Below are 23333 nucleotides of genomic sequence, written 5' to 3'. Positions count from 1 at the left end.
CGGCCCCGTTCGCGCGCGTGAAGTCCAGTCCCTTGTTCTGCCATGATGGAGCGGACGGAAACGAGGTGATGACCGGTGACCGCGCTTGTCCAGCACGAACTCGGGCCGTTCACGATCGCCGACTGGCACGCGCTCCCCGCCCGTGAGGACGGTTCGCGACTGGAACTCATCGAGGGGTACTGGCTCGTGACGCCACCGCCGAGCGGACAGCACCAGTGGGCGGAGAAGCGCATCATCTCGATGTTCGACCAGGCCATCAACTCGGCGAAGCGAACCGATCTCTACGCGGTCGGTGGTATCGGCATCGAGATCAGCACGAGTTATCGCTCGGCCCTCATCCCCGATTTCGTGGTCCTCGACACGCCGCCCGTCGGCACGTCGTTCCAGCCCGGGAACGTCCTGCTCATCGGCGAGATCTGGTCCCCAGGCAACACCTCCAGCGAGCAGCAGGAGAAGTTCCAGGCCTGCGAACGAGCTGGCATCCCGTTCTTCTGGAGCGTCGCTCAGGACCGCGGTGGGCCGACCGAACTGGCCGCGTACCGCCTCGAAAACGGCCGGTACGTGTGCGACGCAACCACACAGGCCGGTCACGGGAGCGCGCGGATCGCCGCGAGCCCGGTTCCGTTCGAACTCGACGTGGCCTCGCTGAGGCTTTGAGCTTCGAACGTGGGCCGTAGCCGCTGCTTGGACTGACAACCCAAGCCCGCTCCGTTGCGGGGCGGGTCGCAGCTTTCGCGTCGTTCAAACCGTTCCTGGTTGTGCGACTGGCAATCCAACATCTTCGGCCGCCTTGTGGAGACGATGGTCGTAGGTCACGAATGCCGTCAGGTGCGAACCGAAGATCGCATGTGCCGTCGCAAGGTGAATCGCGTCGAGTGAACGCAGCAGGACATCTTGGTACGCAGCGGCCGTAGCTCGTACCACGTCGTCAATGTCGTAGACGCCGATCCGCTTCAGAACGGCGGGGACGGCGCTGAGCAAGTTCGGTTCGTACCGTCGTAGTGCCCGCGGAACCTCCACCTCGACGAGCGCAGATGCGACCAACGGTACATTCGGCTGTTGCTCCAACCAATCCGCCAGTGCGTCGCTTTCTCGTTCCCGTCTCACCAGCTTGATGAGCGCAGCGCTGTCGAGGTAGATCACTAGTAACGCTGCTCATCTCGTAGCTCACGGATGAGCGCGCTCGCGTCCACGTCAGTTCGAACAGGGCCGAGTGGCCGGGGCATCGCCCCCTCCAGAGTCGGCGGGCGGAACTTCCCAGAAGCGATCAGCTCGCCGAGAGGGTGGGGATGCGCAGGAATGATCCTGGCGATGATGGCACCGCGCTCGGTGATGTCGATTTCTTCGCCGTGTTTGACTCTGGCCAGGACGCTCGACGTCTCCTGGTTCAGCATGCGGACCGACACCTCGCTCATGACCAGAGTGTAGAACGCCAATGTTCTACATGTCATCCAGGTCACGGCGCAGCGGGGAGTTGGACCGTCACCGCGAGGCCGCCGGTTGGGAGGGGTTCCGCCCGGACTCGGCCGTGGTGGGCCTTCGCCGCCGCTTGGACGATCGACAGGCCAAGGCCCGCTCCGTTCCGGGCCGTTCGTTGGACTCCTGCCCGACGAAACGGCTCGAAGAGGGATTCCACTTGTTCCGCCGGGATTCCCGGCCCCGACGACGCCACCCGCACGGTTGTCCACTGTGGATCGCTGCTAGCGCTGATCTCCACCCAACCACCGTCGACGTTGTGCCGCACCGCGTTCTCCAGCAGGTTGCCCGCGACGCGCTCCAGCAGCGCCGGATCGCCGACGGCGAACGCCGGTTCCGCACAACACTTGATGCGCAGTCCGCGCTGCCGCGCCTCCTGCTCCACCGCGCGCAGGGCGCGTCCCACGAGCCCCGTGAGGTCCACCGGCTCCCTCACCGCCAACTCCGCACCTTCGGTGCGAGCCAACAGGAGCAGGGCCTCCACCAGCCGCTCCGCGCGCGCCGTCGCCTCGCGGACCACATCGGCCATCCGGCGCAGCTCCGCCTCGTCGGCGTCGGGGTCCGACAGCGTGACGTCGAGCTCCGTGCGGATCACCGACAACGGCGTGCGCAGCTCGTGACTCGCGTTGGCAACGAACCTGCGCTGCGAGTCGAACGCCGCTTGCAGCCGGTCGAGCATCGCGTCGAAGGTGTCGGCCAGCTCGGCGACCTCGTCGCGCGGACCGGTCAACTCGATCCGTTCATCCAAAGACTCCGCGGACAACCGGCGTGCGGCATCGGTCACGTCGTGCAGCGGCCGCAGCACCCGGCCGGTCACCGTCCACGCCAGCAGCGCGGCCGCCAGCACCACGGCGACGAAGGCGAACCCGCCGATCAGCAGGACCTGCTGCCGCGCGGAGTCGCGCAACGCCTCGCCGAGCAGTTCCGCAGGCACGTCTACGCCGTGCACCCGGACCGGTGGTCCCGCGGGCAATCGGGGCACCGCGGCCACCACGTTGCCGACCAGCACCCATCCCAGCCACAGCAGCAGCCCGCTGACCGCAGCGACCAGCGCCGTCGCCAGCAGGGTCAACCGCGTTCGCAGTCCCGGACCCCGGCGGGTGATCGATCGGGCGGCCCCGCACATCGGCTCAGTCCCGAGCGTGCTCGGTGCGGCCCGCCGACGGCACCCGGTAGCCGGAGCCGACCACGGTTTCGATGATGCTCGGCTCCCCCAGCTTCTTGCGCAGCGTCATCATCGTGACCCGCACCGTCGTGGTGAACGGGTCGGCGTTCTCGTCCCACACCCGTTCCAGCAGTTCCTCGGAGCTGACCACCGCGCCGCCTGCCGACAGCAGCACCTCAAGCACGCCGAGCTCCTTGCGGGTCAGCTCGACCTCGCCGTCCCCGCGGTGCACGGTGCGCCGCGCGGAATCCAGCTCCAACTCCAGCGCGGTCAGCAGCGGCGGTTGCGCCGGAGTGGCGCGACGCCCCAGCGCCCGGACCCGGGCGATCAGCTCCGCGAACGCGAACGGCTTGGCCAGGTAGTCGTCGGCGCCCAGGGACAGCCCGGCGACGCGGTCCTCGACCGTGCCGCTGGCGGTGAGCATCAGCACCCGGGTCAGCTCGCCGGAGGACACCAACCGACTACACAGCTCGTCACCGGACATGCCCGGCAGGTCCCGGTCGAGCACCAGCACGTCGTACCGGGTGATCGACGCCTTCTCCTGGCCGCTTTCTCCGTCGTAGGCGACGTCCACGGCCATGCCTTCCCGGCGCAGCCCGCGAGCTATCGCATCGGCCAGCGGCTTCTCATCCTCGACGACCAGGATTCGCACACGTTCACCCTGCCACAGCGGCCAGGCGCAGCCCGGCCGACCACTCGCCGCCCCACCGCAACTTCAATGGAAATCGCGGCGAGTTATCCACAGGCTCCGGTGTGTCGGGCACCCGACACACCGACCGGGTGCGATTTCCATTGAAATCAGGCCTTCGATTTCCATGGAAATCGCGCTCTTCGGCGTCAGCCGCTCGCCGCTTCCGGGCGCTCGTTGTCGGCTGCGACCCGCAGCGACACGCGGGACCCGCGCTGGTTGGCGACCCACTCTGTGATGCGGCGGGCGATGTCCTGCTCGGTCAGCCCCAGCTCGGAAAGCACCTCGTCGCGCGACTTGTGGGTCAGGAACTGGTTCGGCACCGCCAGATCGCGCAGCGGTACGTCCAGCTCCGCGTCGCGCAGCGCCGCCGCCAGCGCCCAGCCGAAGCCGCCGTGCCGCCCGCAGTCCTCCAGGGTGACCACCAGCCGGTGCTGCTCGGCCAGCTCGACGATCTGCCCCGGCACCGGCACCACCCAGCGCGGATCGACGACGGTGACCCCGATGCCCTGCGCCGAGAGCCGCTCCGCCGCGGCCACCGCCAACTCCCCAAACGCGCCAACCGCGACCAGCAGCACGTCGTCGCTCTCACCGGCAGCCGGGCGGCGCAGCACGTCCACCCCGCCGACCCGCTCCACGGCCGGGACCTCCTCGATCACCGAGCCCTTGGAGAACCGGACCACGGTCGGCCCGTCGTCGACGGCGACCGCCTCGCGCAGCTCCTCGCGCAGCGTCACCGCGTCGCGCGGCGCCGCGACCTGGATGCCCGGGATCAGGCCGAGGATCGACAAGTCCCACATGCCGTTGTGGCTGGCGCCGTCGTCGCCGGTGATCCCGGAGCGGTCCAGAGTCACCGTGACCGGCTGCTTGTGCAGCGCCACGTCCATCAGCAGCTGGTCGAACGCGCGGTTAAGGAACGTCGAGTACACCGCGAACACCGGGTGCATGCCGCCCATCGCCAGCCCCGCCGCCGAAGTCATGCCGTGCTGTTCGGCGATGCCCACATCGATGCAGCGGTCCGGGTAGGCCTCGCCGAACTTCTTCAGCCCGGTCGGGCCGAGCATCGCGGCGGTGATGGCCACCACGTCCGGGCGCTCGGCTCCGATGCGCACCAACTCCTCGGCGTAGACGTCGGTCCAGGTCTTCGGGGCCGGCTTGGTCGGCAGCCCGGTCTCCGGGTCGATCACCTTGACCTGGTGCATCTGCTCGGCCTGGTCGTTCTCGGCCGGGGCGAACCCGTTGCCCTTGCGGGTCACCGCGTGCACGATCACCGGGCCGCCGAAGGACTTGGCCATCTGCAGCGCATGTTCCATCGCGCGCAGGTCGTGGCCGTCGACCGGGCCCAGGTACTTGATGCCGAGGTCGGAGAACATCACCTGCGGGCTGATCGCGTCCTTGATGCCGCTCTTGGCCGCGTGCAGGCCGGTGTAGAGCGAGCGCCCGACCACCGGGAGGTTGCGCAGCGTGCGGCGGCCGCTCTCCAGCGCCTTCTCGTAGCTGGGGTTCAAGCGCAGCGCGGCGAGGTGCTCGGCGAGGCCGCCGATCGTCGGCGAGTAGGACCGGCCGTTGTCGTTGACCAGGATCACCACCGGGCGCTCCTGGTCGGCGGCGATGTTGTTCAGCGCCTCCCAGCACATGCCACCGGTGAGCGCGCCGTCGCCGACGACCGCCACCGCGTGCCGCGGCTCGCCGCTGAGCTGGAAGGACCGGGCCAGGCCGTCGGCGTAGGACAGCGCCGTCGAGGCGTGGCTGTTCTCCACCAGGTCGTGGTCGCTCTCGGTGCGCGACGGGTAGCCGGAGAGGCCGTCGCGCTTGCGCAGCCGGTCGAAGCCGTCCTGCCGACCGGTGATGATCTTGTGCACGTACGCCTGGTGACCGGTGTCGAACACGATGGCGTCCTGCGGCGAGTCGAACACCCGGTGGACGGCCAGGGTCAGCTCCACCGCGCCAAGATTCGGCCCCAGGTGCCCACCGGTGCGGGACACCTTCTCGATCAGGAAGTGCCTGATCTCTGAGGCCAGTTGCACCAGCTCAGCGTGCTTAAGTCGCTTGACGTCGGCCGGACTGTGCACGGACCCCAGCAGCGTCACCGTTCCACCTCACTTGTCGTGCCGGTCGGGTTCATTCGCACGCTGGGGCCGGCTGGCTGCCTGGCTCCGCCGCGATGCATAGCTCGCCCCAGTCTACGGAGCGGGCTGCCGACGGCCCGGTGTGGTGCGTGACGGAACGCGGAGCGATCCGAGGCCGGGAGCCCGCGCGTTCGTGTTCCGCCGAACGGCCGATGTTGCCGGCCTTCGGCGGACCATCCCAGGAAGGGCCGAAATGACCAATTCGGATGGACGAAGGGCCGAGCTGGAGGCGCGCAACGCGGCAATGCGCGAGCAGGTGTCGTCACTGCTGGAAGGCTCGCAGCGGCAGACCGCGCAGTCGCAGGAGGCCCAGGCGGCGGCGCGGCGGACAAACTTCAGGCGCCACTGGACAAGCTCAATGGGGTGCTTCAGGCGGAAAGCGAGTGCTGGGCAACGACGAGGCCGGCTCGCAGTCGGCCGCCGATGCCTTCACCGGACTGGCGAAGCGCCGGGCTGGGGCGATCTCACTTCGGGGACGATCTTCGGCGGCGTGGGCGGGGTGACCGTCGGCATGCAGAGCCGGCACGAGGGCCTGAACGCGCGATGTGGGAGGGGCAACGGCCGCGGCGACAGCCGGGTGTCGGGCGAGAACAGCCAGGGCTGGCGGTTCGAGTCATCGGAGGGCGCGGTGCACGGGCCAATGTGGACAGTCTCGACAACCGCAGCGTCAATTCCATCCACGGCCAGCACATCCCCGGCGACGGCGCCCCGGACAACGTAGACAACAACCCGTACGACGACGACGGCAGCCCGTCCTATTCGGACGGATCGGCACAACCCCCGTCGACCCCGGAGAAGCTGGACCTCCCCGAGGGCCCCAACAACGAACCTGAACGAGCGAATTTCTCCTGGCGAAGGGTGCCTTCGAACAACTGCCTCGCCCAAAGACGCCCTTCACGCTTCATCCGTGCGAGTGGATTTTCGAGGTGAGGGCGCCCTTCGCCCAGTTGCTCGGACAGCCCAGCAGCTCGGCCAAGGGCACCCCGCACGCTTCACATGAACGGGCGCCAGTCCGGGATCGGGGCGTGATCCGGGCGGAGGTCTCCCCACGGCGGGCTCCCCGGTGGTAGCTGGTGCAGTTCCGCCTGGTCGAGGCGGCGGCGCACCCGCAGCCAGCCGACGGCCAGGAGCACTCCCGAGCCCAGCACGACGACCGCCACAATCCACAGCACCGGATCTCCGACGCCACGGCCGATCGCGGTGGTCAGCAGCATCGAGCCGAACACCGCCAGCGCGCTGCCGAGCAGGGCCCGGAATCCCGGATAGGCCTGTGCTTGGCGGCCGCGGCGCACCGTCGTCATGCGACCGACGGCCCAGGTGCGCAGCCGATGCCAGGAAGCGGAATCCTGCGGGCCCGTGCGCAGCGGCCAAGCCGCGGTGGCGCGCCGCCGGACGATCGAGGCGACCAGTTGCGGGTCGGCCACGTGCACGATCCACTGCTGCATCCCGGCGACCAAGCGGAGCGCCGGCCCACGGCGCAGGCGGATGCCAGCGCCTCCCGGCAGCGGCCACCAGCCGTCCTCGCCACCGCCGATCTCGCCGGGCTGCGCGAGGGCCAGCTCGGCCAGCGGCAGCGCTTGCCGGACCCGCCCGCCGCTGCCGCGAGCGGTCTGGGCGAGCACGATCCGGTCCCGGCCGATCAGCAGGCGCCCGCTGCCGAGCGCGTCGAGTGGCACCGGGATCTCCACATCCAGTTCGGCGAGATCCTTCGCCGGTTGCGCGAACCGCCGGCCCGCCAACGTCGCCAAGGCGGGCGAAGCGGCCACGGCGACCAGCGAGATCAGGCCTATCGGCGCGGCGAACAGGACGTTCACGAACGCCTGCGGCACCGCGGCGAGCAGCGCCCAGCCCGGCCAGCGCCGCGGCGTGCGGGAGTCCACCAGCCACACCACCGCCGCGGTCCCGATCCACCCCGCGGCCCAGCCGGTGAAATAACCGGGCACAGTGGACAGACCGAGCGCCAGCAGGCCTGCGGGGAGCAGCACGATTCCCAGTGCTGCCAATAGAAACGCGATAACCCGGCGTCCCGGCACGGCCTCCGGCGCGGATGTTCCCTGGCCGGCGACGGGCCGCACCTCGGCTCCGGACTCGGGCGGAGCCGGGAGGACTTCCGGCAGGTGTTCGCGTTGGGTCATCTCAAGAACTCCCGTTTCTGGGACCGGGCGTCCGCCGGCACCTGGTGCGCGGCAATCTCAACCGCGCCCCACCGGCTGGACCGCAGTTCCGGTCGGAACTGCGGTCCCCCGAACGCTTGCGCGGCCCGCTGCGCAAGTCAACGACCGCACGTCGCCCCGCGACGACAGCTCGCCGTCGAGCGGAACAGCGCGAGCCGGGAAACGGCGCTCAGCCGACCGGCTCCAGCAAAGCGATGCACTCGATGTGGTGCGTCATCGGGAAGGCGTCGAAGGCCTCCAGCTCGGTCATCCGGTAGCCGCGCCCCGCGAACAACCCCACGTCCCGCGCCAGCGCCGCCGGATCGCACGCGACGTGCACGATCCGCGCCGGGCGACGCGACGTCACCGCGTCCACCACATCCCGACCGGCGCCCTTGCGCGGCGGGTCCAGCACCACGACGTCCGGGGTCGGCAGGTCCTCGTCGGTGGCCAAATCCTCCACCATGCCCGCGCGGAACGACACCTGCGGCAGGTCCCGCAGGTTCGCCACCGCGTCCTCCACCGCACGCCTCGACGACTCGACCAGCACCACCGAACCCGCCGGGCCGACCTGCTCCGCGAGCGGCGCCGCGAACAAGCCCACCCCGCCGTAGAGATCCCAGGCCACGCCACCCTCCGGCGCTGCCGCCAGGCGCGAAACCACCTCGGTGAAGGTGTCCGGCGCGGCCTTGTGCACCTGCCAGAAGCCCTGCACGGCAACGTCGAACGGCCGCCCGCCCGCGGATTCGCGAGCCACCCCGCTGCCCTGCACCTGCCTGACGACGGCGCGCGCGTGACGCCGCTGCGGCTTGTTGTCCACCGCGGTCACGTGCACCTCGCCCGCGGCATCGGCCGCCACCGTCAGCTCCGCACCCGGGCGCCACCGGCGGTTTGTGACCTCGCTCAGCGCGCCCCCGACGGTGATCGGGCAGTCCTCGACCGGGATCACCCGGTGGCTGCGGTGCGCGCGGAATCCCGCCTGCCCCTTACGGTCCACGGCCAGCCGCGCCCGGCTCCGCCAACGCAGCAACCCACCGGGCAGTTCCCGCACCCGCACCGGCCAGTCGATCCCGGCGATACGTTGCAGCTGCTCGGCGATCACTGCGGCCTTGAGCTCCCGCTGCGTCTCGCCGGCGGCGTGCTGCCAGTCGCAGCCACCGCACCGGTCGCGACCGAGCGCCATGTCCGCCAGCGGGCACGGCGGGCTCACCCGGCCCTCCGCCGCGGTCAGCACCTCGACCGCATCGGCCCGGCAGAAGCCGCCGCCGGCGTCCTCGGTGACCTCGGCGACGACGACCTCGCCGGGCAACGCGTGGCGGACGAACACCACCCGGCCCTCATACCGGGCCACGCAATGGCCGCCGTGCGCGACCGGCCCGATCTCGATCTCCAGCCGCCTACCGGTCCAGTCCGGCCTTTCGGTCACTGCTCACCTTCCCGTTCGTACCCAGCCCGCGCCGGGTCGCGCCCGGCATCGAGGTGAGCTGCTTCTGGCGGACCCGCGTAGACGACTCCAGCTGCCACGGCACGCTGGTGACCATCACGCCCGGCTGGAACAGCAGTCGGCTCTTCAGCCGCAGCGCGCTCTGGTTGTGCAGCAGTTGCTCCCACCAGTGGCCGACGACGTATTCGGGGATGAACACGGTCACCACGTCGCGCGGGCTGTCCCGCCGGATCCGCTTGACGTATTCCAGCACCGGCCGGGTGATCTCCCGGTACGGCGACTCAAGCACCTTCAACGGCACCGGGAGTTCCTCCGCCTCCCAGCGCTTCGTCAGCTCTCGGGTGTCCTCGTCGTCGACGTTGACTGTGACGCCCTCGAGCACGTCCGGCCGGGTGGCGCGCGCGTAGGCGATCGCCCGCATGGTCGGCAGGTGCAGCTTGGAGACCAGGATCAGCGCGTGGTTGCGCGACGGCAGCACCGCGTCCGCCTCCTGCTGCTTGAGCTCCTCGCCGACCCGATCGTAGTGCCGGTGGATGGCCGTCATCAGCACGTAGATCGCGGCCATCGCGGCGATCGCGATCCAGGCGCCGTGGGTGAACTTGGTGATCAGCACGATCACCAGCACGCTGGCCGTCATGAACAGGCCGAAAGTGTTGATCATCTGCGCGCGCCGCATCCGCCGCCGCGCCTGCGGATCGGTCTCCTTGCCCAGCAGCCGGTTCCAGTGCCGGATCATGCCGCTCTGGCTGAGCACGAAAGACACGAACACGCCGACGATGTAGAGCTGAATCAGCCGGGTGACCTCGGCCTCGAAGGCGAACACCAGGGTGATCGCCCCGGCGGCCAGGAACAGGATGCCGTTGGAGAACGCCAGCCGGTCGCCGCGGGTGTGCAGCTGGCGAGGCAGGAACCGGTCCTGCGCCAGGATCGAACCCAGCACCGGGAAACCGTTGAACGCCGTGTTGGCGGCCAGCACCAGGATCAGGCCGGTGAAAAACACCAGGTACCAGACGCCGGGCGGGAATCCCGCGAACACCGCGCCCGCCAGCTGCGCGACCAACGTCTTCTGTTCGTAACCGGGCGGCGCGCCGATCAGCTGGCGCGCCGGATCCTCGGCGATCACCGCGCCGGTGATCTGGGCCAGCATCAGCAGCCCCATGAACATCGTGACCGCGAGGCCACCCATCAGCGCCAGCGTGGTGGCCGCGTTGCGGGACTTCGGCTTGCGGAAGGCCGGCACCCCGTTGCTGATCGCCTCGACACCGGTCAGCGCCGCGCTGCCGGAGGAGAACGCCCGCAGCACCAGGAACACGAACGCCACCCCGGCCATCTGGGTTTCGTCCGGCAAGATCTGGAAGTTCGCGCTCTCGGCCGGCATCTCCTGGCCGAGTACGAAGGTGCGGAAGAAGCCCCAGCCGATCATGCCGAGGACGCCGATCACGAAGGCGTAGGTCGGGATCGCGAACAGCGAACCGGACTCGCGGACGCCGCGCAGGTTCAGCGCGGTCAGCAGCACGATCGCACCGACGGCGAACAGCACCTTGTGCTGCGCGACGAACGGGATGACCGAGCCGATGTTCGCGGCGGCCGAGGAGATCGACACCGCGACCGTGAGGATGTAGTCGACCAGCAGGGCGCTGGCCACCACCAGCCCCCACCGGGGGCCGTGGTTGACGGAGGCCACCTCGTAGTCGCCGCCGCCGGAGGTGTAGGCGCGCACGTTCTGCCGGTAGGAGGCGACCACCGTGACCATCACGAGCGCGACCAGGATCCCGATCCACGGGCTCACCGCGAAGGCGGACACGCCGGCCACCGAGAGCACCAGGAGGATCTCTTCGGGCGCGTAGGCGACGCTCGACATGGCGTCGGAGGAGAACACCGGCAGGGCGATGCGCTTGGGCAGCAGCGTGTGCGCGAGGCGATCGCTGCGGAACGGGCGACCGACGATCAACCGTTTCGCCGCGGTTGCGAGCTTGGACACGGCACAGAGCGTAAGCGCAAAGGTGGGTCGGCAGGCGACCCTGGTCGCCGGAATTCCTCTCAGGTCACATCCGGACCTCCGCCCTGCTCATGTAGACGCCTCACCCGGTACGGTGCAGCAGCCCGGAACCGACGGGCGCGAACCGGACCGGACCCGCGTCCGTGAAGGTACGGTCGGCAGACGATCGCGAGGTCGTCGCCAGAACCCGCAGCGAGGAGACAGCGTCGTGCACGTGGTGATCATGGGTTGCGGCCGGGTCGGGGCCTCCCTGGCCGCGGCCCTGCAACGGCTCGATCACACCGTGGCCGTGGTGGACAAGAACCCGCAGGCGTTCCACCGCCTGGGCAAGGACTTCCGCGGCCAGCAGGTCACCGGCAACGGCTTCGACCGCGAAATCCTGGTCGAAGCGGGGATCGAGCAGGCGGCCGCCTTCGCCGCGGTGTCCAACGGGGATAACTCCAACATCGTCTCGGCCCGGGTGGCCCGCGAGACCTTCGGCATCGAGCACGTCGTGGCGCGGATCTACGACCCGAAGCGCGCCGAGGTCTACCAGCGGCTGGGCATCCCCACGGTGGCCACGGTGCCGTGGACGACCGACCGGTTCCTGCGCATGCTGCTGCCCGAAGGCGTCGCCACGGCGTGGCGGGAGCCCTCCGGCACCGTCGCGGTCCTGCAGCTGCCGCTCGACGACGGCTGGGTCGGCCGCCGGGTCGCCGAGCTGGAGGCCACCACCGGCGCCCGGGTGGCGTTCATAATGCGGTTCGGCAACGGGGTGCTCCCGGACGCCAAGACCGTCATCCAGGCCGACGACACGGTTTACGTGGCGGCGCTGTCCGGCACCGTCACCGACGTCACGGCGGCGGCCCGCCGCACACCCGAGGAGAGCGAGTAATGCGCATCGCGATCGCGGGCGCCGGCGCGGTCGGCCAGTCCATCGCGCGGGAGCTGCTCGAAGGCGACCACGAGGTCCTGCTGATCGAGCGGAGCGTCCAGAACTACCACCCGCAGAACATCCGCGGCGCGGAGTGGATGCTCGCCGACGCCTGCGAGCTGGCGTCGCTGGAGGAAGCCGGGCTGGAGTCCTGCGACGTGGTCATCGCGGCCACCGGCGACGACAAGGTCAACCTGGTGGTGTCGCTGCTGTCGAAGACGGAGTTCGCGGTGCGCCGCGTGGTGGCGCGCGTCAACGACCCGCTCAACGAGTGGCTGTTCACCGAGGCGTGGGGCGTTGACGTCGCGGTGTCCACGCCCCGGATGCTGGCCGCGATGGTCGAGGAGGCCGTCAACGTCGGCGACCTCGTGCGGCTGATGACGCTGCGCCAGGGCCAGGCCAACCTGGTCGAGGTGACGCTGCCGGACACCACCCCGCTGGCCGGGCGCCGGGTCCGCGACCTGAAGCTGCCCTCCGATGCGGCGCTGGTCACCATTCTGCGCGGCGGCCGGGTGATCGTCCCGCAGGCCGACGACCCGCTGGAGGCGGGAGACGAAATGCTGTTCGTGGCCACCGCCGACGTCGAGCAGCAGATCCGGGCGATCATCCACGACCGCCAACCCACCGACTGACGGATTCCACGGGTGGCGATTTCGCGCGAAATCGACGTTCGGCACGCCTGGCAGGTGGCGATTTCGCGCGAAATCGCCGGGTCGTCAGAGCACCGGGGTCAGCCCATCGAGGGCTTGGAGTCGAGGGTTCCGGCCTGCCCGGCCTCGGCCTTCTCCTGCTCGGCGACCTTCGCAGCGCGGCGGATCGCCCAGACCGTGACGATCAGCGCCAGGCCGGTCAGCGGGTAGCCCATCGCGATCCGGGCGAACGCCAGCCAGCCGGTCTGGTCCGAGTCATACAGCCACTGCTGCACCACGTACTTCGCCGCGAACACCACGGTCCAGGCCAGCGTCGCCAGGTCGTAGCCGCGCAGCGCTCGACGCTGCTTGCGCCAGGAGAAGCCCAGCCCGTTCAGCGCCGACCAGGCCACGCCGACCAGCGGCCAGCGGGCCAGCACCGACACCAGGAACACCCCGCCGTAGATAAGGCTCGTCCAGATGCCCAGCAGGAAGAAGCCCTTGGCGTCGCCGGAGCGGTAGGCGATGAACGAGCACACCGCAACCCCGAGAACACCGGAGATGGCCGGCTGCAGCGGTTCCTTGCGCACCATCCGGAAGATCGCGATCGCGATCGCCACGCCGATCGCCGACCAGATCGCCGGCATCAGCGAGGTGAAGGAGCTGACCAGTACGAAGACCACGATCGGGACCGCCGAGTAGGCGAGCCCCCCGACGCCGCCCATCTGTTCGAGCAAAGTCTTCTCGGGGGCGGCTGCGCGCTGCGCGGTCTGGTCCGGCTGGTGGTCGGCCGCGTCCTGGGCGGGCAGCCCGGCGGCGGATGCATCGCGTTCGCTCATGCGGTGTTCTGCAACTCGTAGTAGGGGTTGTAAAGCACCTTGCGCCCGTCGCGGACCGCGATCCGGCCCCGGGCCTTGATGATGCGTCCCGGTTCGATCCCGGTAATCCGGCGGCGCCCCAGCCAGACCAAGGTCACATCCTCGGTGCCGTCATACAGCTCGGCCTCCAGCGTCGGGGCCGATGCCTTCGGGCACAGGCCCACGCTGCGCACCCGGCCGAGCACCACGGCCTCCTGCCCGCACTGGCAGTCGCTCGCGCGCTGCGCTCCACCGGCTTGGGACCGCTGCGAGAGGTCGTCGGCGTCAAGCTCGGCGACGTCGCTGGTCAGGCGGCGTACGAGGCGACGCCAGTAGCCGCCGTCGGTCTTGCTCATCTAGCGCTCCTGTGCGCTTCCGGGGCTCGACTCGCAGCCCGTGCACCCCCAGCGTAGCCGTCCGCAACGGCGTCGTCGCGGGCCCTGCGGGATTACGAACTTGACCCGCCCGATCGGCTATTCCGTGATCCACCGGAAACGCGCGAAACGGAAAGAACAGGAATTTTCCCGTTTCGGGCCCGGTCGAACCGGTTCAGCCCGGTTGGCCGTTGTTCTGGGCCTGGGCCTGCTGAATGTGGCGCAGGATCGCCTCCGGCAGCTGGATCGGCAGCGGCGTGCGCACCGGCATCGGTTCGGCACCGCGTACCACGATGGTCTCGTCGAGGACCGCGTACAGCAGTTTCGTGCACTCCTCGGCGTGCTCCGCCGGTCCGGCCGCGACGCCGCGCAGCAGCCACCGCGGGCCGTCCACCCCGACGAACCGCAGCGCCGCCTTCGGCGAGTCGGCCACCAGCTCGGTTCCCCAGTCGCCCCGCTCCGCGTGCACCTGGGCACCGTCCTTGCGCAGCTGATCAGCGAGTTCCGCGCTGACCTCCGCCCACAGCCCGCTGCTGCGCGGCGCTGCGAACGCGCTGACCGTCAACCGGCCGACCTGCGTGACCAGGTGCACGGCGCGCACCGGGCCGGCCGGGTCGACCTCCACCTGCAGCTGGCCGCCGTCCGGCACCGGCAGCCGCACCGAACCGAGGTCGAGCCGCTCCACCTGGTCGTCGGGCGCCTCGCTCTCGTCGAACGGACCACCTTCCGCGAAGTCCTGCTCCTCGGCGCTCAGCTCCGCGTCCGCAGCGGCGTCATCGGCGCGTTTGCCGTGCCCGCGGCCCCATCCGAACATCCCCTCAGCCCTCCGTCCTGTGGCCGGCCTCGGCCCCCGAGACCGCCAGCACCTCGTGCCCACCGGTGGACCCGTAGCCCCCGGCACCTCGCTGTGACGCCGGCAGCTCGGCGACCTCCTGGAACACCGCCTGCTCGACCTTCTGCACGACCAGCTGGGCGATCCGGTCACCGCGCCGCAGCGACAGCGGTACCTCACGATCATGGTTGATCAGGCAGACCTTGATCTCACCGCGGTACCCAGAATCAACGGTGCCCGGTGCGTTGACCACGCTCAACCCCGCCTTGGCGGCCAGGCCCGAACGCGGGTGCACGAAACCCGCGTAGCCCTCAGGCAGCGCCACCGCGATACCCGTACCTACCACGGCTCGTTCGCCGGGTTCGAGCACCACGTCGCTGGTGGTCACCAGATCCGCACCGGCGTCGCCTGGTTTCGCGTACGCGGGCAGCGGCACATCGGGGTCAAGTCGGGTCAGCAGGACCTTCACGTTCGACACGGGCGGCGAGACTACCCTGAAGCCGTGTCGGAAAGCGGAGAAGCGGTCAGCATCGCCGGGGACACCCCCGGTCAGGCGAATGCGGAGGGACGTCCGGTGTTCCGCGAACGGTTGTACGCGTCCTGGTGGACGTGGCCGTTGCCGGTGATCGGTGCCGCGATCATGGCCGCTACGGTGCACATGGGCTACCCGGGCGTGCGCGCGTGGTTGCCCTACGTCGTGCTCATCACGCTGGCCATCGCGATCCCGATCTGGCTGGGCCGGATCAAGGTCGAGGTCACCGGGGGTGAGCTGTGGGTCGGCGATGCCCACCTGCCGCTGCGGTTCATCGACGAGGTCGAGGTCATCACCCCCGCCGAGCAGCGGCAAGCGCTCGGCCCGGACCTGGACCCGGCCGCGTTCATGGTGCACCGCTCGTGGATCCGAACCTCGGTGCGGATCTGGTTGAACGACCCGGACGACCCCACCCCGTACTGGGTGGTCAGCACCCGGCGTCCCGAAGAACTTATCGCCGCCCTGAAGAAGGCGTGAACGCGGCGGGCGAGCGCTGACCGTCCCGAAAGTACTTTCGAAACGGCGCAGCGACTCGGCTCGGCCCGCGCGAACCGGCACCGCCGCGCGTTCGTCGCACGACGACGCACGGCCGTGCGGGATCGGTCCGCAAAACAACTGGGCACACGCCGTCAGCGTGTGCCCAGCCACTTCCCGGTCTCGTCGACGCCCGGCCGCCTGGATCAGGCGGCGCAGTCGCGGCAAACGGGCTGGCCGTTGCGGTTCTCGGCCAGCCGGCTGCGGTGGTGGACGAGGAAGCAGCTCGAGCAGGTGAACTCGTCAGCCTGCTTCGGGAGCACCTTGACGGTCATCTCCTCGCCGGACAGGTCCGCGCCCGGCAGTTCGAAGTTCTCCGCGATCGCCCCTTCGTCCTCGTCGACGACGCCGGATTGCGCATCGTTGCGTCGCGCCTTCAGCTCCTCCAACGAGTCCTCGGCCAAGTCCTCGGACTCGCGGCGCGGAGCGTCGTAGTCGGTCGCCATCGTGATTCACCCCTGCGTTAGTGGAGACTGCAATGGTGTGCCGCTGGTAAACGTTCCAGGACCCGACTTTGTGCCCGCTGGCACAGTGATCGTGGTCTCGCCCTGCAACGCGTTCAGTTCCCCCGTTATGAGCGACTTGCCTCATCCGGCACTCCGTGAGGCGCCGAGAGGGTAGCTCATGCCGAGTCCGCGCACGCATCGGGTCACCCATAGGTGTGGTGTTCGCTGCATCCGCGGGCCGTCGAAGATCAACCCTCCGGCGCCGCCCGGTCGCCTTCTTCGGTTGCCCAGCAATTCGCCTTGTGATGCGGTGCCCAGGCTGTTCACTCATCGGCATCGATTCAGCGGCCCACGCCTGGCGTCCGCGACACGGTGGCGACGTCCAGCGCCGCGCGACGCAAGTTGTACGCATAGGCTGATCTAGTGAAGACGGGCGCAGGCTGGTCGCAACATCCAGGGAGGGGCGGGACGTGTCAGCCGTGAGTGCAAGGTCGGGGCGACGAACCCGTTACCGGCGGCGTCGACCACTGCCCGCTCTGGCGGTGCTGGTCGGGCTCGTGGTGCTGTCCGGACTGCTGTGGACCCGGGTCTTCGATTCGGTGAAGGACATCGACGCCGCGACCACCTGCAACCCGCCCGGGATGCCGACCGCCGCGCCTCAGGGCGGAGAAACCACCGAACCGGTGCCGCTGGGTCAGATGCTGCCGCGCAACGCGCTCGATTCGACCAACCCGATCCCGCCGCAGGACGTGCAGGTGCGGGTGCTCAACGGCAACGGCGAGACCCGGCAGGCGTCGCTGGTCAGCGACGAGCTCGCCAGCCTCGGCTTCGCCAAGGGCGGCGCGGATAACGATCCGGTCTACGTCGACTACGACCTGAAGTGCCACGGCCAGATCCGCTTCGGCGTTGCCGGGGTGAGCGGGGCGCGGACGCTGAGCCTCATCGCGCCATGCGCCCAGCTGGTGCGCGACGACCGCCACGACGCCAGCATCGACTTCGCGCTGGGGTCGGCCTTCGACGACATCAAGACCACCTCGGAAGCCAAGCAGGCGCTCCAGGAGTTGGAGAACTGGGTGCCGCAGCGGGACCAGCAGGGCGGGGCCCACCAAGAGGTGACACCGCCGCAGATCGATAGCGAGCTGCTCAACAAGGCCCGCGAAGTGCACTGCTGACGCAACAGTTCCGAGCGAAGGACACCTCCACCCGCTGCCCCGGGAGGCGGCGAGCAGGCGTGCCCTCCATCTGTCATCCGCCGATGGTCAGACGCGTCCAGCATCAGCGCGGAGCAGCGCGTCGGTCAGCTCCCCCGCGATCCCCGGCGCAGCGCAGACGATCATCCCGTCGCCCAAGCCGTCGGTCGACCCCGGCTGTGGCAGCCGCAGTTCCGCACCGGCCTCGGCGGCGATCAGCGCACCAGCCGCCCAGTCCCACCGGTTGAGGCCGGCCTCGTACATGCCGTCCAACCAGCCCGCGCCGACGGCGCACAGGTCCAGCGACGCCACCCCGGCCCGCCGGATGTCGCGCACCTGGCCCAGCAGCCGACCGAGCACCTGGGCCTGCGCCGTGCGGCGCTCCACGGAGTAGGCGAACCCGGTGCCGATCAGTGACAGGTCGAGCCGGTCGGCGTTCGAGACCCGCAGCGGGCGGCCGTCCAGGAAGGCGCCGTGCCCGGCGGCGGCGCTCCACACCCGGCCGGAAACCGGCTCCACCACCGCACCGGCCACCGAACGCCCGTCGAGCTGCGCGGCGAGCGAAACGGAGTACCAGGGGAAGCCGTACAGGTAGTTGACGGTGCCGTCGATCGGGTCGACCACCCAGCGCAGCCCTTCGAGCGCGCCTTCGCCGCCTTCCTCCTCCCCCAGCACCGACTCGCCGGGCCGCAGCTGCGCCAGCCGCTCCCGTACGAGTCGCTCCACCGCTCGATCACCTGCCGTGACGACATCGGTCTCGGTACTCTTCGTATGAACCGCACCATCGGTGACCGCTTCGTCACGCACCGTACGGGCCAGATCTGCGGCCTCGCGAGCAATCCGCACCGCTACCTGGCACAAGTCTTTTGCGTCTACTTCTGCTGCCAATCCCACGTTCACATCACAACACAACCCGGTTAAGGTCGGCACACCCTCATCTGAATCGAGTAGGAAGGATTAGCCATGGCGACTGCCCGCGGTTTCGGCGTTGATATCGGCGGGTCGGGCATCAAGGGCTGCCCGGTCGACATCGCCGGTGGCGTGCTGGCCGAGGAGCGGATGCGGATCTCCACTCCGCAGCCCTCGACCCCGTCCGCCGTGGCGGATGCCGTGGCGGAGATCGTCGAGAAGTTCTCCTGGACTGGTCCGGTCGGCGTCACGCTGCCCTGCGTGATCAAGGACGGCACCGCGTTCACCGCGGCGAACATCGACAAGGGCTGGATCGGTACGGACGCCCAGGAGCTGTTCGCGGAGCGGCTCGGCCGCACCCGGGACGACGTGCTGGTGCTCAACGACGCCGACGCCGCCGGCACCGCGGAGATGCGCAGCGGGGCCGGCGCCGGTCACCGCGGCCTCGTGGTGGTGCTGACCTTCGGCACCGGCATCGGCAGCGCCATGTTCGTGGACGGCAAGCTGGTGCCCAACACCGAGTTCGGGCACATCGAGGTGGACGGTCGCGACGCGGAGAAACAGGCCGCGGCCTCGGTGAAGGACGACCTGGAGCTGACCTACGAGCAGTGGGCGCCGCGGGTCAGCCACTACATCCAGGCGCTCGAGAAGTTCATCTGGCCCGACCTGATCATCGCCGGCGGCGGGGTCAGCAGAAAGGGTCAGAAGTGGATTCCGCTGCTGGAGACCCGCACGCCCGTGGTGGCCGCGGCGCTCCGCAACGACGCGGGAATCGTGGGGGCCGCGACGGCAGTCGTGACCAGGCATAACACCTGATCTGCCGACCACGTAGCACATGTCGGGACGCGCGGACTCCGCCTTGCAGCGGAACCGCACCCCCGCATCGCAGCTACAATGGAACACGGCCCACTTGATTCGAAGTCCTCGTCGAGGAAAAAGCCGAGGCAGGCATCGGGTGTTTCCTCAACACAGCAGGGCTGAATCCGGTGGGTTGTTCCCCGACCTTTGGCGGCCGAGGTTTCGCGCCCTCCGGCCTGTCCTGATCGACCGTCGCGAAAGGGCGTACGTGGCAGCCGCAGAAACCGCAACCCGACGCTCCGCTGCAGCAACCGGCGGTGCCCAGTCCCAGTCGGGCCAGTCCCAGGCCACCCCAGCTTCGGAGGCGGCTGCTTCGTCTGACACCGAGCAGACGAACTCCACCGCCGCGCGCAAGAGCACTCCCAAGAGCTCGACGGGTGCGAAGTCGACGGCCCGCAAGACCACCGCCGCGAAGTCGGCGGGGGCCAAGAAGGGCGCCAAGGCCCCGGCTAAGAAGTCGACCAAGCCGGCTTCCGACAAGGGCAGCGGCGAGGGCATGGAGATCGACGAACCGATCGAGACCGACCTGACGTCCCCGGACGTCGGTGACCTCGCCGACGTCGAGGTGGAAATTCCGGAAGAGCCGGTTCCGGAGGAGGAGACCAAGGAATCCGGCGACTTCGTCTGGGACGAAGAGGAGTCCGAGGCGCTCCGGCAGGCGCGCAAGGACGCCGAACTGACGGCCTCCGCCGACTCGGTGCGCGCCTACCTGAAGCAGATCGGCAAGGTCGCGCTGCTCAACGCCGAGGAAGAGGTGGAGCTGGCCAAGCGCATCGAGGCCGGTCTCTACGGCGCGGAGCGGCTGCGGCAGGTCGAGGAGGCCGGCGAGCAGCTGACCACCCAGATGCGCCGCGACCTGCGCTGGATCGTGCGCGACGGCGAGCGGGCGAAGAACCACCTGCTGGAGGCGAACCTCCGCCTGGTCGTGAGCCTGGCCAAGCGCTACACCGGCCGCGGCATGGCGTTCCTGGACCTCATCCAGGAGGGCAACCTCGGCCTCATCCGCGCGGTGGAGAAGTTCGACTACACCAAGGGTTACAAGTTCTCCACGTACGCGACCTGGTGGATCCGGCAGGCCATCACCCGCGCCATGGCCGACCAGGCCCGCACCATCCGCATCCCGGTGCACATGGTCGAGGTGATCAACAAGCTCGGCCGGATCCAGCGCGAGCTGCTGCAGGACCTGGGCCGCGAGCCCACGCCCGAAGAGCTCGCCAAGGAAATGGACATCACCCCGGAGAAGGTGCTGGAGATCCAGCAGTACGCCCGGGAACCCATCTCCCTGGACCAGACCATCGGCGACGAGGGCGACAGCCAGCTCGGTGACTTCATCGAGGACTCCGAGGCGGTCGTCGCGGTCGACGCGGTGTCGTTCACGCTGCTGCAGGACCAACTGCAGTCGGTGCTGGCGACGCTGTCCGAGCGGGAGGCCGGCGTGGTCCGGCTGCGATTCGGGCTGACCGACGGCCAGCCGCGGACGCTGGACGAGATCGGCCAGGTCTACGGGGTGACCCGGGAGCGGATCCGGCAGATCGAGTCCAAGACGATGTCGAAGCTGCGCCACCCGTCCCGGTCCCAGGTGCTGCGCGACTACCTGGACTGAGTTTCATCTAGACCGATGCCGCCGACCTGCGATCTCGCGGGTCGGCGGCATCGGTCTTTTCGGGTGCCGAATCACCTCGGGACGTTCTGCCCGCGTCCATCCGGGCGTGGGAGCCCATCCTGGGGAAACCGAACCTCAAGAGGCAGCCTTACAAGGGAGTGCGCATCATGTCCGTTCGGTTCCTCGTCCTCGCGCTCACCTCATTCGCCGCGCTGGCCGTGCTGCTGGGGGCCGGCGCCGCGCTCCCCGCACGGGTGCCCACCACAGCGGAACCACCGGCTTCGCCGCCCGTGCTGACCTCGCCGCCCGTGCTGACCGACCAGGTGAAGCCGCTCGAGCTCCGCTCGGACCCGTCCGGCGCCACCGGCACGCCGGGGACCTCTGGCAGCGCCGGAATCGGCACCTCGGGCTCGAAGCCCGGGACCGCCGGAAACCCGGGGCAGACCGTCACCCTTGAGTGGCCCAGGTCCCGCTGAGCCGATCTCCGCCCGGCGGTGAGCCGTCGCGCACGACCGGGAGCTACCAGTCGAGGCACATCGCTTGAGCGCGCCGTTGCGCGGGGTGCCCGAACTCTCGCTGGAGACACCGGAGAGGGCCGTCGTAGGGTACTTTCCCCGCTGAAACCGTCCACCTGTTGGGATTTTCTGTTCGCTTCCAGCGGAACCGGCGGCCGCGGAACGGCGCCCGGCCTGTGATCTGAAACACCAAATTTCCGGATCCTGATCGGCATCGACCTCCGGAAACCGGCCTCACCAGGCGTTATTTCCCCATGTCACGAGGTTTTCCGCGGTGTTGATCACGCTCCGCGAGCGGTGCTGCTACAACCGGGTACTTCATGGTGACGACCGTCGCCACCCGGCGCGGGAACACTGACTGGGGCCGCAGCGTCTGGAAGAGTGGAGCCAACGAGCACCGCTCCCGCAGCCAGTGGGCCGACGGTGGTCGTAGCAGGATCGAGGGCGTCGGGTGATTCCGACGCCGGGACGGAGGGAGATCACGATGCCGGGAACGCTCACCCGCCCCGAGCTGACCGCCGCCGACCGCTGCGACCGCTGCGGGGCCGCTGCGAAGCTTCGCGCCGTATTGCCATCCGGTAGCGAGCTTCTGTTCTGCGGGCACCACGCCCGTGCGTACGAGGCTGGGCTGCGCGAGGTGCAGGCCGACCTCCAGCAGGACGAGCAGTAAGAACCCGTCAGACCGAACACCGGGCCCTCGCAGGTTCCCTGCGGGGGCTCGGTCGTTTTTCCAAAGGTTCCCCCGTGAGCGTTTTACGGTGCCATCGCGCCCAGAAACACTCACGGCCGACTACCTGCGGAACCGCCCGTTCTCAGCTGGCGATTTCGGCCAGCGCGTCGAGCAGTCGTTGCACCTCCGACCGGCTCGTGTAGTGCGACAGGCTGGCCCGCACGCCGCCCTTCGGGCCGATGCCGAGGGCGTGCACCGCCTCCCAGGCGTACGAATGCCCGTAGGAGACGTTCAGACCGCGCTCGGCGAGCTGCTCCGCGACGGCCGCGGGTTCCTTCCCCGGGAGCCCGAAGAACGCCGTGGGAGTGCATGCGCCCTGCGGAGCGCCGTAGCGAACCACCCCGTCCAGCGCGGCGATCCCGTCGAACAGCGCCCGGGCCAGTTCGTCCTCGTGGGCCTGCACTGAGCGGCGAGAGACCGCCAGCCGCTCGGCCCGGCTGCCGTCGGCGTCGGAATCCAGCCCGGCCAGGTGCTCCACGGCGGCCACTACCCCGGCCAACGCGGCAAACGGGTTGGTGCCGAGCTCGAACCGCTCCGGCGAGGTGTCCGGCGAGGGCATGAGCTTGTCCGGGTGCAGGTTCTCCAGCGACCACGGGTCGGCGGCGACCACCGCGGCCAGGTGCGGCCCCGCCCACTTGTAGGCGCTGGTCGCGTAGAAGTCGGGGCCCAGGTCGGCCAGGCGCACGTGGGCGTGCGGGCAGTGCTGGACCCCGTCGACGTAGGACAGGGCGCCGACCTGCCTGACCCGGTCGGTGATCGCCCGCAGGTCGGGCATGGTGCCCAGCACGTTCGAGGCCGCCGTGACGGCGACCAGTTTGGTGCGCTCGCCGATGAGGCTGGTGACGTGGTCGACGGGCAGCTCCCCCGTCGCGGGGTCGAGCTCCGCCATCCGCACGGCCGCACCCGCCCGCCGCGCGTGCTGCACCCAGGGGCGCACGTTGGCGTCGTGGTCCAGCTGTGTCACCACGATCTCGTCGCCGGGCCGCCAACCGGCGGCGAGCACGGCGGCGAACCGGTAGGTCAGGGCGGTCATGCTCGGGCCGAACACCACGCACGCGGGGTCCGGGGCACCCACCAGGTCGGCGACGGACGCCCGCGCCTCCGCGACGATCCCGGCGGCACGGCGGCTGGAGTCGTACGGGCCGCCCACGTTGGACATCCCGACCCGGTAAGCGTCGCTGACCACGTCGATCACCGGCTGCGGGACCTGGGTGCCCGCAGCGCCGTCCAACCACGCCCGACCGTCCGCCAACGCCGGATACTGCGCCCGGATCTTCTCCACGTCAAAAGCCATACCCCGACCCTATGAGACCGAGGTCGGCGACCGAACAGATCACCGTTGCACCATTCGGGTCCA

At 69.7% G+C, this 23333-nt stretch carries 24 protein-coding genes; 9 read left to right on the top strand and 15 right to left on the bottom strand.

The features are described from left to right. Window positions 1-75 precede the first annotated feature (75 nt). Complete coding sequence (locus ACRXBZ_RS30660; protein ID WP_433882002.1) at window positions 76-657, top strand: Uma2 family endonuclease; 582 nt, start codon at window positions 76-78, stop codon at window positions 655-657. An 84-nt stretch (window positions 658-741) separates the two neighbouring features. Here the strand turns inward: ACRXBZ_RS30660 and ACRXBZ_RS30655 are convergent, their stop codons facing one another. The 8 genes from ACRXBZ_RS30655 to ACRXBZ_RS30620 all read right to left on the bottom strand — a co-directional run bounded on the left by ACRXBZ_RS30655 (window position 742) and on the right by ACRXBZ_RS30620 (window position 11036). Beyond that, window positions 742-1143 carry a type II toxin-antitoxin system VapC family toxin gene (locus ACRXBZ_RS30655; RefSeq protein ID WP_433882001.1) on the bottom strand — a complete coding sequence of 134 codons (402 nt, stop codon included), beginning with the start codon at window positions 1141-1143 and terminating at the stop codon, window positions 742-744. Next, window positions 1143-1394, bottom strand: a complete 252-nt coding sequence (locus tag ACRXBZ_RS30650; RefSeq protein WP_433882000.1) for a type II toxin-antitoxin system Phd/YefM family antitoxin — start codon at window positions 1392-1394, stop codon at window positions 1143-1145. Before ACRXBZ_RS30650 ends, ACRXBZ_RS30655 begins: the two co-directional genes overlap by 1 nt. Window positions 1395-1456: 62 nt before the next feature. After that, entirely contained in the window at window positions 1457-2602 is a 1146-nt protein-coding gene (locus tag ACRXBZ_RS30645) for a sensor histidine kinase (RefSeq protein WP_433881999.1), read from the bottom strand. Window positions 2603-2606: 4 nt separating this feature from the next. Beyond that, a complete protein-coding gene (locus tag ACRXBZ_RS30640; protein ID WP_168587358.1) occupies window positions 2607-3293 on the bottom strand; it encodes a response regulator transcription factor in 687 nt (228 codons plus the stop codon). Window positions 3294-3478: 185 nt separating this feature from the next. Continuing rightward, a complete protein-coding gene (dxs, locus tag ACRXBZ_RS30635; RefSeq protein ID WP_168587357.1) occupies window positions 3479-5419 on the bottom strand; it encodes a 1-deoxy-D-xylulose-5-phosphate synthase in 1941 nt (646 codons plus the stop codon). 1031 nt (window positions 5420-6450) lie between these two features. Continuing rightward, a complete protein-coding gene (locus tag ACRXBZ_RS30630) occupies window positions 6451-7593 on the bottom strand; it encodes a hypothetical protein (protein WP_433881998.1) in 1143 nt (380 codons plus the stop codon). Between the two features lie 208 nt (window positions 7594-7801). Further along, entirely contained in the window at window positions 7802-9037 is a 1236-nt protein-coding gene (locus tag ACRXBZ_RS30625) for a class I SAM-dependent RNA methyltransferase (protein WP_433881997.1), read from the bottom strand. Further along, window positions 9009-11036, bottom strand: a complete 2028-nt coding sequence (locus tag ACRXBZ_RS30620; RefSeq protein WP_433881996.1) for an APC family permease — start codon at window positions 11034-11036, stop codon at window positions 9009-9011. The genes ACRXBZ_RS30625 and ACRXBZ_RS30620 overlap by 29 nt, the downstream gene beginning before the upstream one ends. Window positions 11037-11262: 226 nt before the next feature. Between ACRXBZ_RS30620 and ACRXBZ_RS30615 the strand changes: the two genes are divergently transcribed. Then, window positions 11263-11928: a potassium channel family protein gene (locus ACRXBZ_RS30615; protein ID WP_433881995.1), complete on the top strand. Its 666-nt coding sequence runs from the start codon at window positions 11263-11265 to the stop codon at window positions 11926-11928. Next, entirely contained in the window at window positions 11928-12599 is a 672-nt protein-coding gene (locus ACRXBZ_RS30610) for a potassium channel family protein (protein WP_168587352.1), read from the top strand. Before ACRXBZ_RS30615 ends, ACRXBZ_RS30610 begins: the two co-directional genes overlap by 1 nt. 98 nt (window positions 12600-12697) lie before the next feature. On the opposite strand, the gene ACRXBZ_RS30605 is transcribed toward ACRXBZ_RS30610, so the two are convergent. From ACRXBZ_RS30605 to dut, 4 genes are all read right to left on the bottom strand, one after another. Further along, window positions 12698-13435, bottom strand: coding sequence for a DUF3159 domain-containing protein (locus ACRXBZ_RS30605; protein WP_168587351.1), 738 nt, complete (start codon window positions 13433-13435; stop codon window positions 12698-12700). Then, window positions 13432-13809 carry an OB-fold nucleic acid binding domain-containing protein gene (locus tag ACRXBZ_RS30600; RefSeq protein ID WP_168587350.1) on the bottom strand — a complete coding sequence of 126 codons (378 nt, stop codon included), beginning with the start codon at window positions 13807-13809 and terminating at the stop codon, window positions 13432-13434. Before ACRXBZ_RS30600 ends, ACRXBZ_RS30605 begins: the two co-directional genes overlap by 4 nt. Before the next feature lie 193 nt (window positions 13810-14002). Continuing rightward, the gene (locus ACRXBZ_RS30595; protein WP_168587349.1) at window positions 14003-14641 is read right to left on the bottom strand and encodes a DUF3710 domain-containing protein; all 639 of its coding nucleotides are present in this window, start codon (window positions 14639-14641) and stop codon (window positions 14003-14005) included. Window positions 14642-14645: 4 nt separating this feature from the next. Beyond that, window positions 14646-15137: a dUTP diphosphatase gene (dut, locus tag ACRXBZ_RS30590; protein ID WP_168587348.1), complete on the bottom strand. Its 492-nt coding sequence runs from the start codon at window positions 15135-15137 to the stop codon at window positions 14646-14648. A 24-nt stretch (window positions 15138-15161) separates the two neighbouring features. On the opposite strand from dut, the gene ACRXBZ_RS30585 reads away from it, so the two are divergent. Next, entirely contained in the window at window positions 15162-15668 is a 507-nt protein-coding gene (locus tag ACRXBZ_RS30585) for a DUF3093 domain-containing protein (protein ID WP_190817298.1), read from the top strand. A 203-nt stretch (window positions 15669-15871) separates the two neighbouring features. On the opposite strand, the gene ACRXBZ_RS30580 is transcribed toward ACRXBZ_RS30585, so the two are convergent. Next, window positions 15872-16171 carry a DUF4193 domain-containing protein gene (locus ACRXBZ_RS30580; RefSeq protein ID WP_010695032.1) on the bottom strand — a complete coding sequence of 100 codons (300 nt, stop codon included), beginning with the start codon at window positions 16169-16171 and terminating at the stop codon, window positions 15872-15874. A gap of 479 nt (window positions 16172-16650) precedes the next feature. Here ACRXBZ_RS30580 and cei point away from each other — a divergent pair, with 479 nt between their 5' ends. Continuing rightward, window positions 16651-17343 (top strand): envelope integrity protein Cei, encoded by a 693-nt coding sequence (gene cei / locus ACRXBZ_RS30575; protein WP_433881994.1) that lies wholly within the window; start codon window positions 16651-16653, stop codon window positions 17341-17343. A gap of 87 nt (window positions 17344-17430) precedes the next feature. Here the strand turns inward: cei and ACRXBZ_RS30570 are convergent, their stop codons facing one another. Beyond that, window positions 17431-18222 carry an inositol monophosphatase family protein gene (locus ACRXBZ_RS30570; RefSeq protein ID WP_433884024.1) on the bottom strand — a complete coding sequence of 264 codons (792 nt, stop codon included), beginning with the start codon at window positions 18220-18222 and terminating at the stop codon, window positions 17431-17433. Between the two features lie 102 nt (window positions 18223-18324). On the opposite strand from ACRXBZ_RS30570, the gene ppgK reads away from it, so the two are divergent. The 4 genes from ppgK (at window position 18325) to ACRXBZ_RS30550 (ending at window position 21916) form a co-directional block, all read left to right on the top strand. Beyond that, window positions 18325-19086, top strand: a complete 762-nt coding sequence (gene ppgK / locus ACRXBZ_RS30565) for a polyphosphate--glucose phosphotransferase (protein ID WP_433881993.1) — start codon at window positions 18325-18327, stop codon at window positions 19084-19086. A gap of 223 nt (window positions 19087-19309) precedes the next feature. Then, the gene (locus ACRXBZ_RS30560) at window positions 19310-20731 is read left to right on the top strand and encodes an RNA polymerase sigma factor (protein WP_246869205.1); all 1422 of its coding nucleotides are present in this window, start codon (window positions 19310-19312) and stop codon (window positions 20729-20731) included. Between the two features lie 167 nt (window positions 20732-20898). Further along, a complete protein-coding gene (locus tag ACRXBZ_RS30555) occupies window positions 20899-21207 on the top strand; it encodes a hypothetical protein (protein ID WP_433881992.1) in 309 nt (102 codons plus the stop codon). Between the two features lie 523 nt (window positions 21208-21730). Beyond that, window positions 21731-21916, top strand: a complete 186-nt coding sequence (locus ACRXBZ_RS30550; protein ID WP_168587342.1) for a DUF7455 domain-containing protein — start codon at window positions 21731-21733, stop codon at window positions 21914-21916. A 142-nt stretch (window positions 21917-22058) separates the two neighbouring features. Here the strand turns inward: ACRXBZ_RS30550 and ACRXBZ_RS30545 are convergent, their stop codons facing one another. After that, entirely contained in the window at window positions 22059-23270 is a 1212-nt protein-coding gene (locus ACRXBZ_RS30545; protein WP_433881991.1) for a cysteine desulfurase-like protein, read from the bottom strand. Between the last annotated feature and the right edge of the window lie 63 nt (window positions 23271-23333).

It is taken from the genome of Saccharopolyspora hattusasensis (genome assembly GCF_050972075.1).
GTDB classification, from domain to species: Bacteria; Actinomycetota; Actinomycetes; order Mycobacteriales; family Pseudonocardiaceae; genus Saccharopolyspora; species Saccharopolyspora hattusasensis.
The sequence above is the reverse complement of the archived record's forward strand: the minus strand, read 5'-3'. Positions and strand labels throughout refer to the sequence as shown.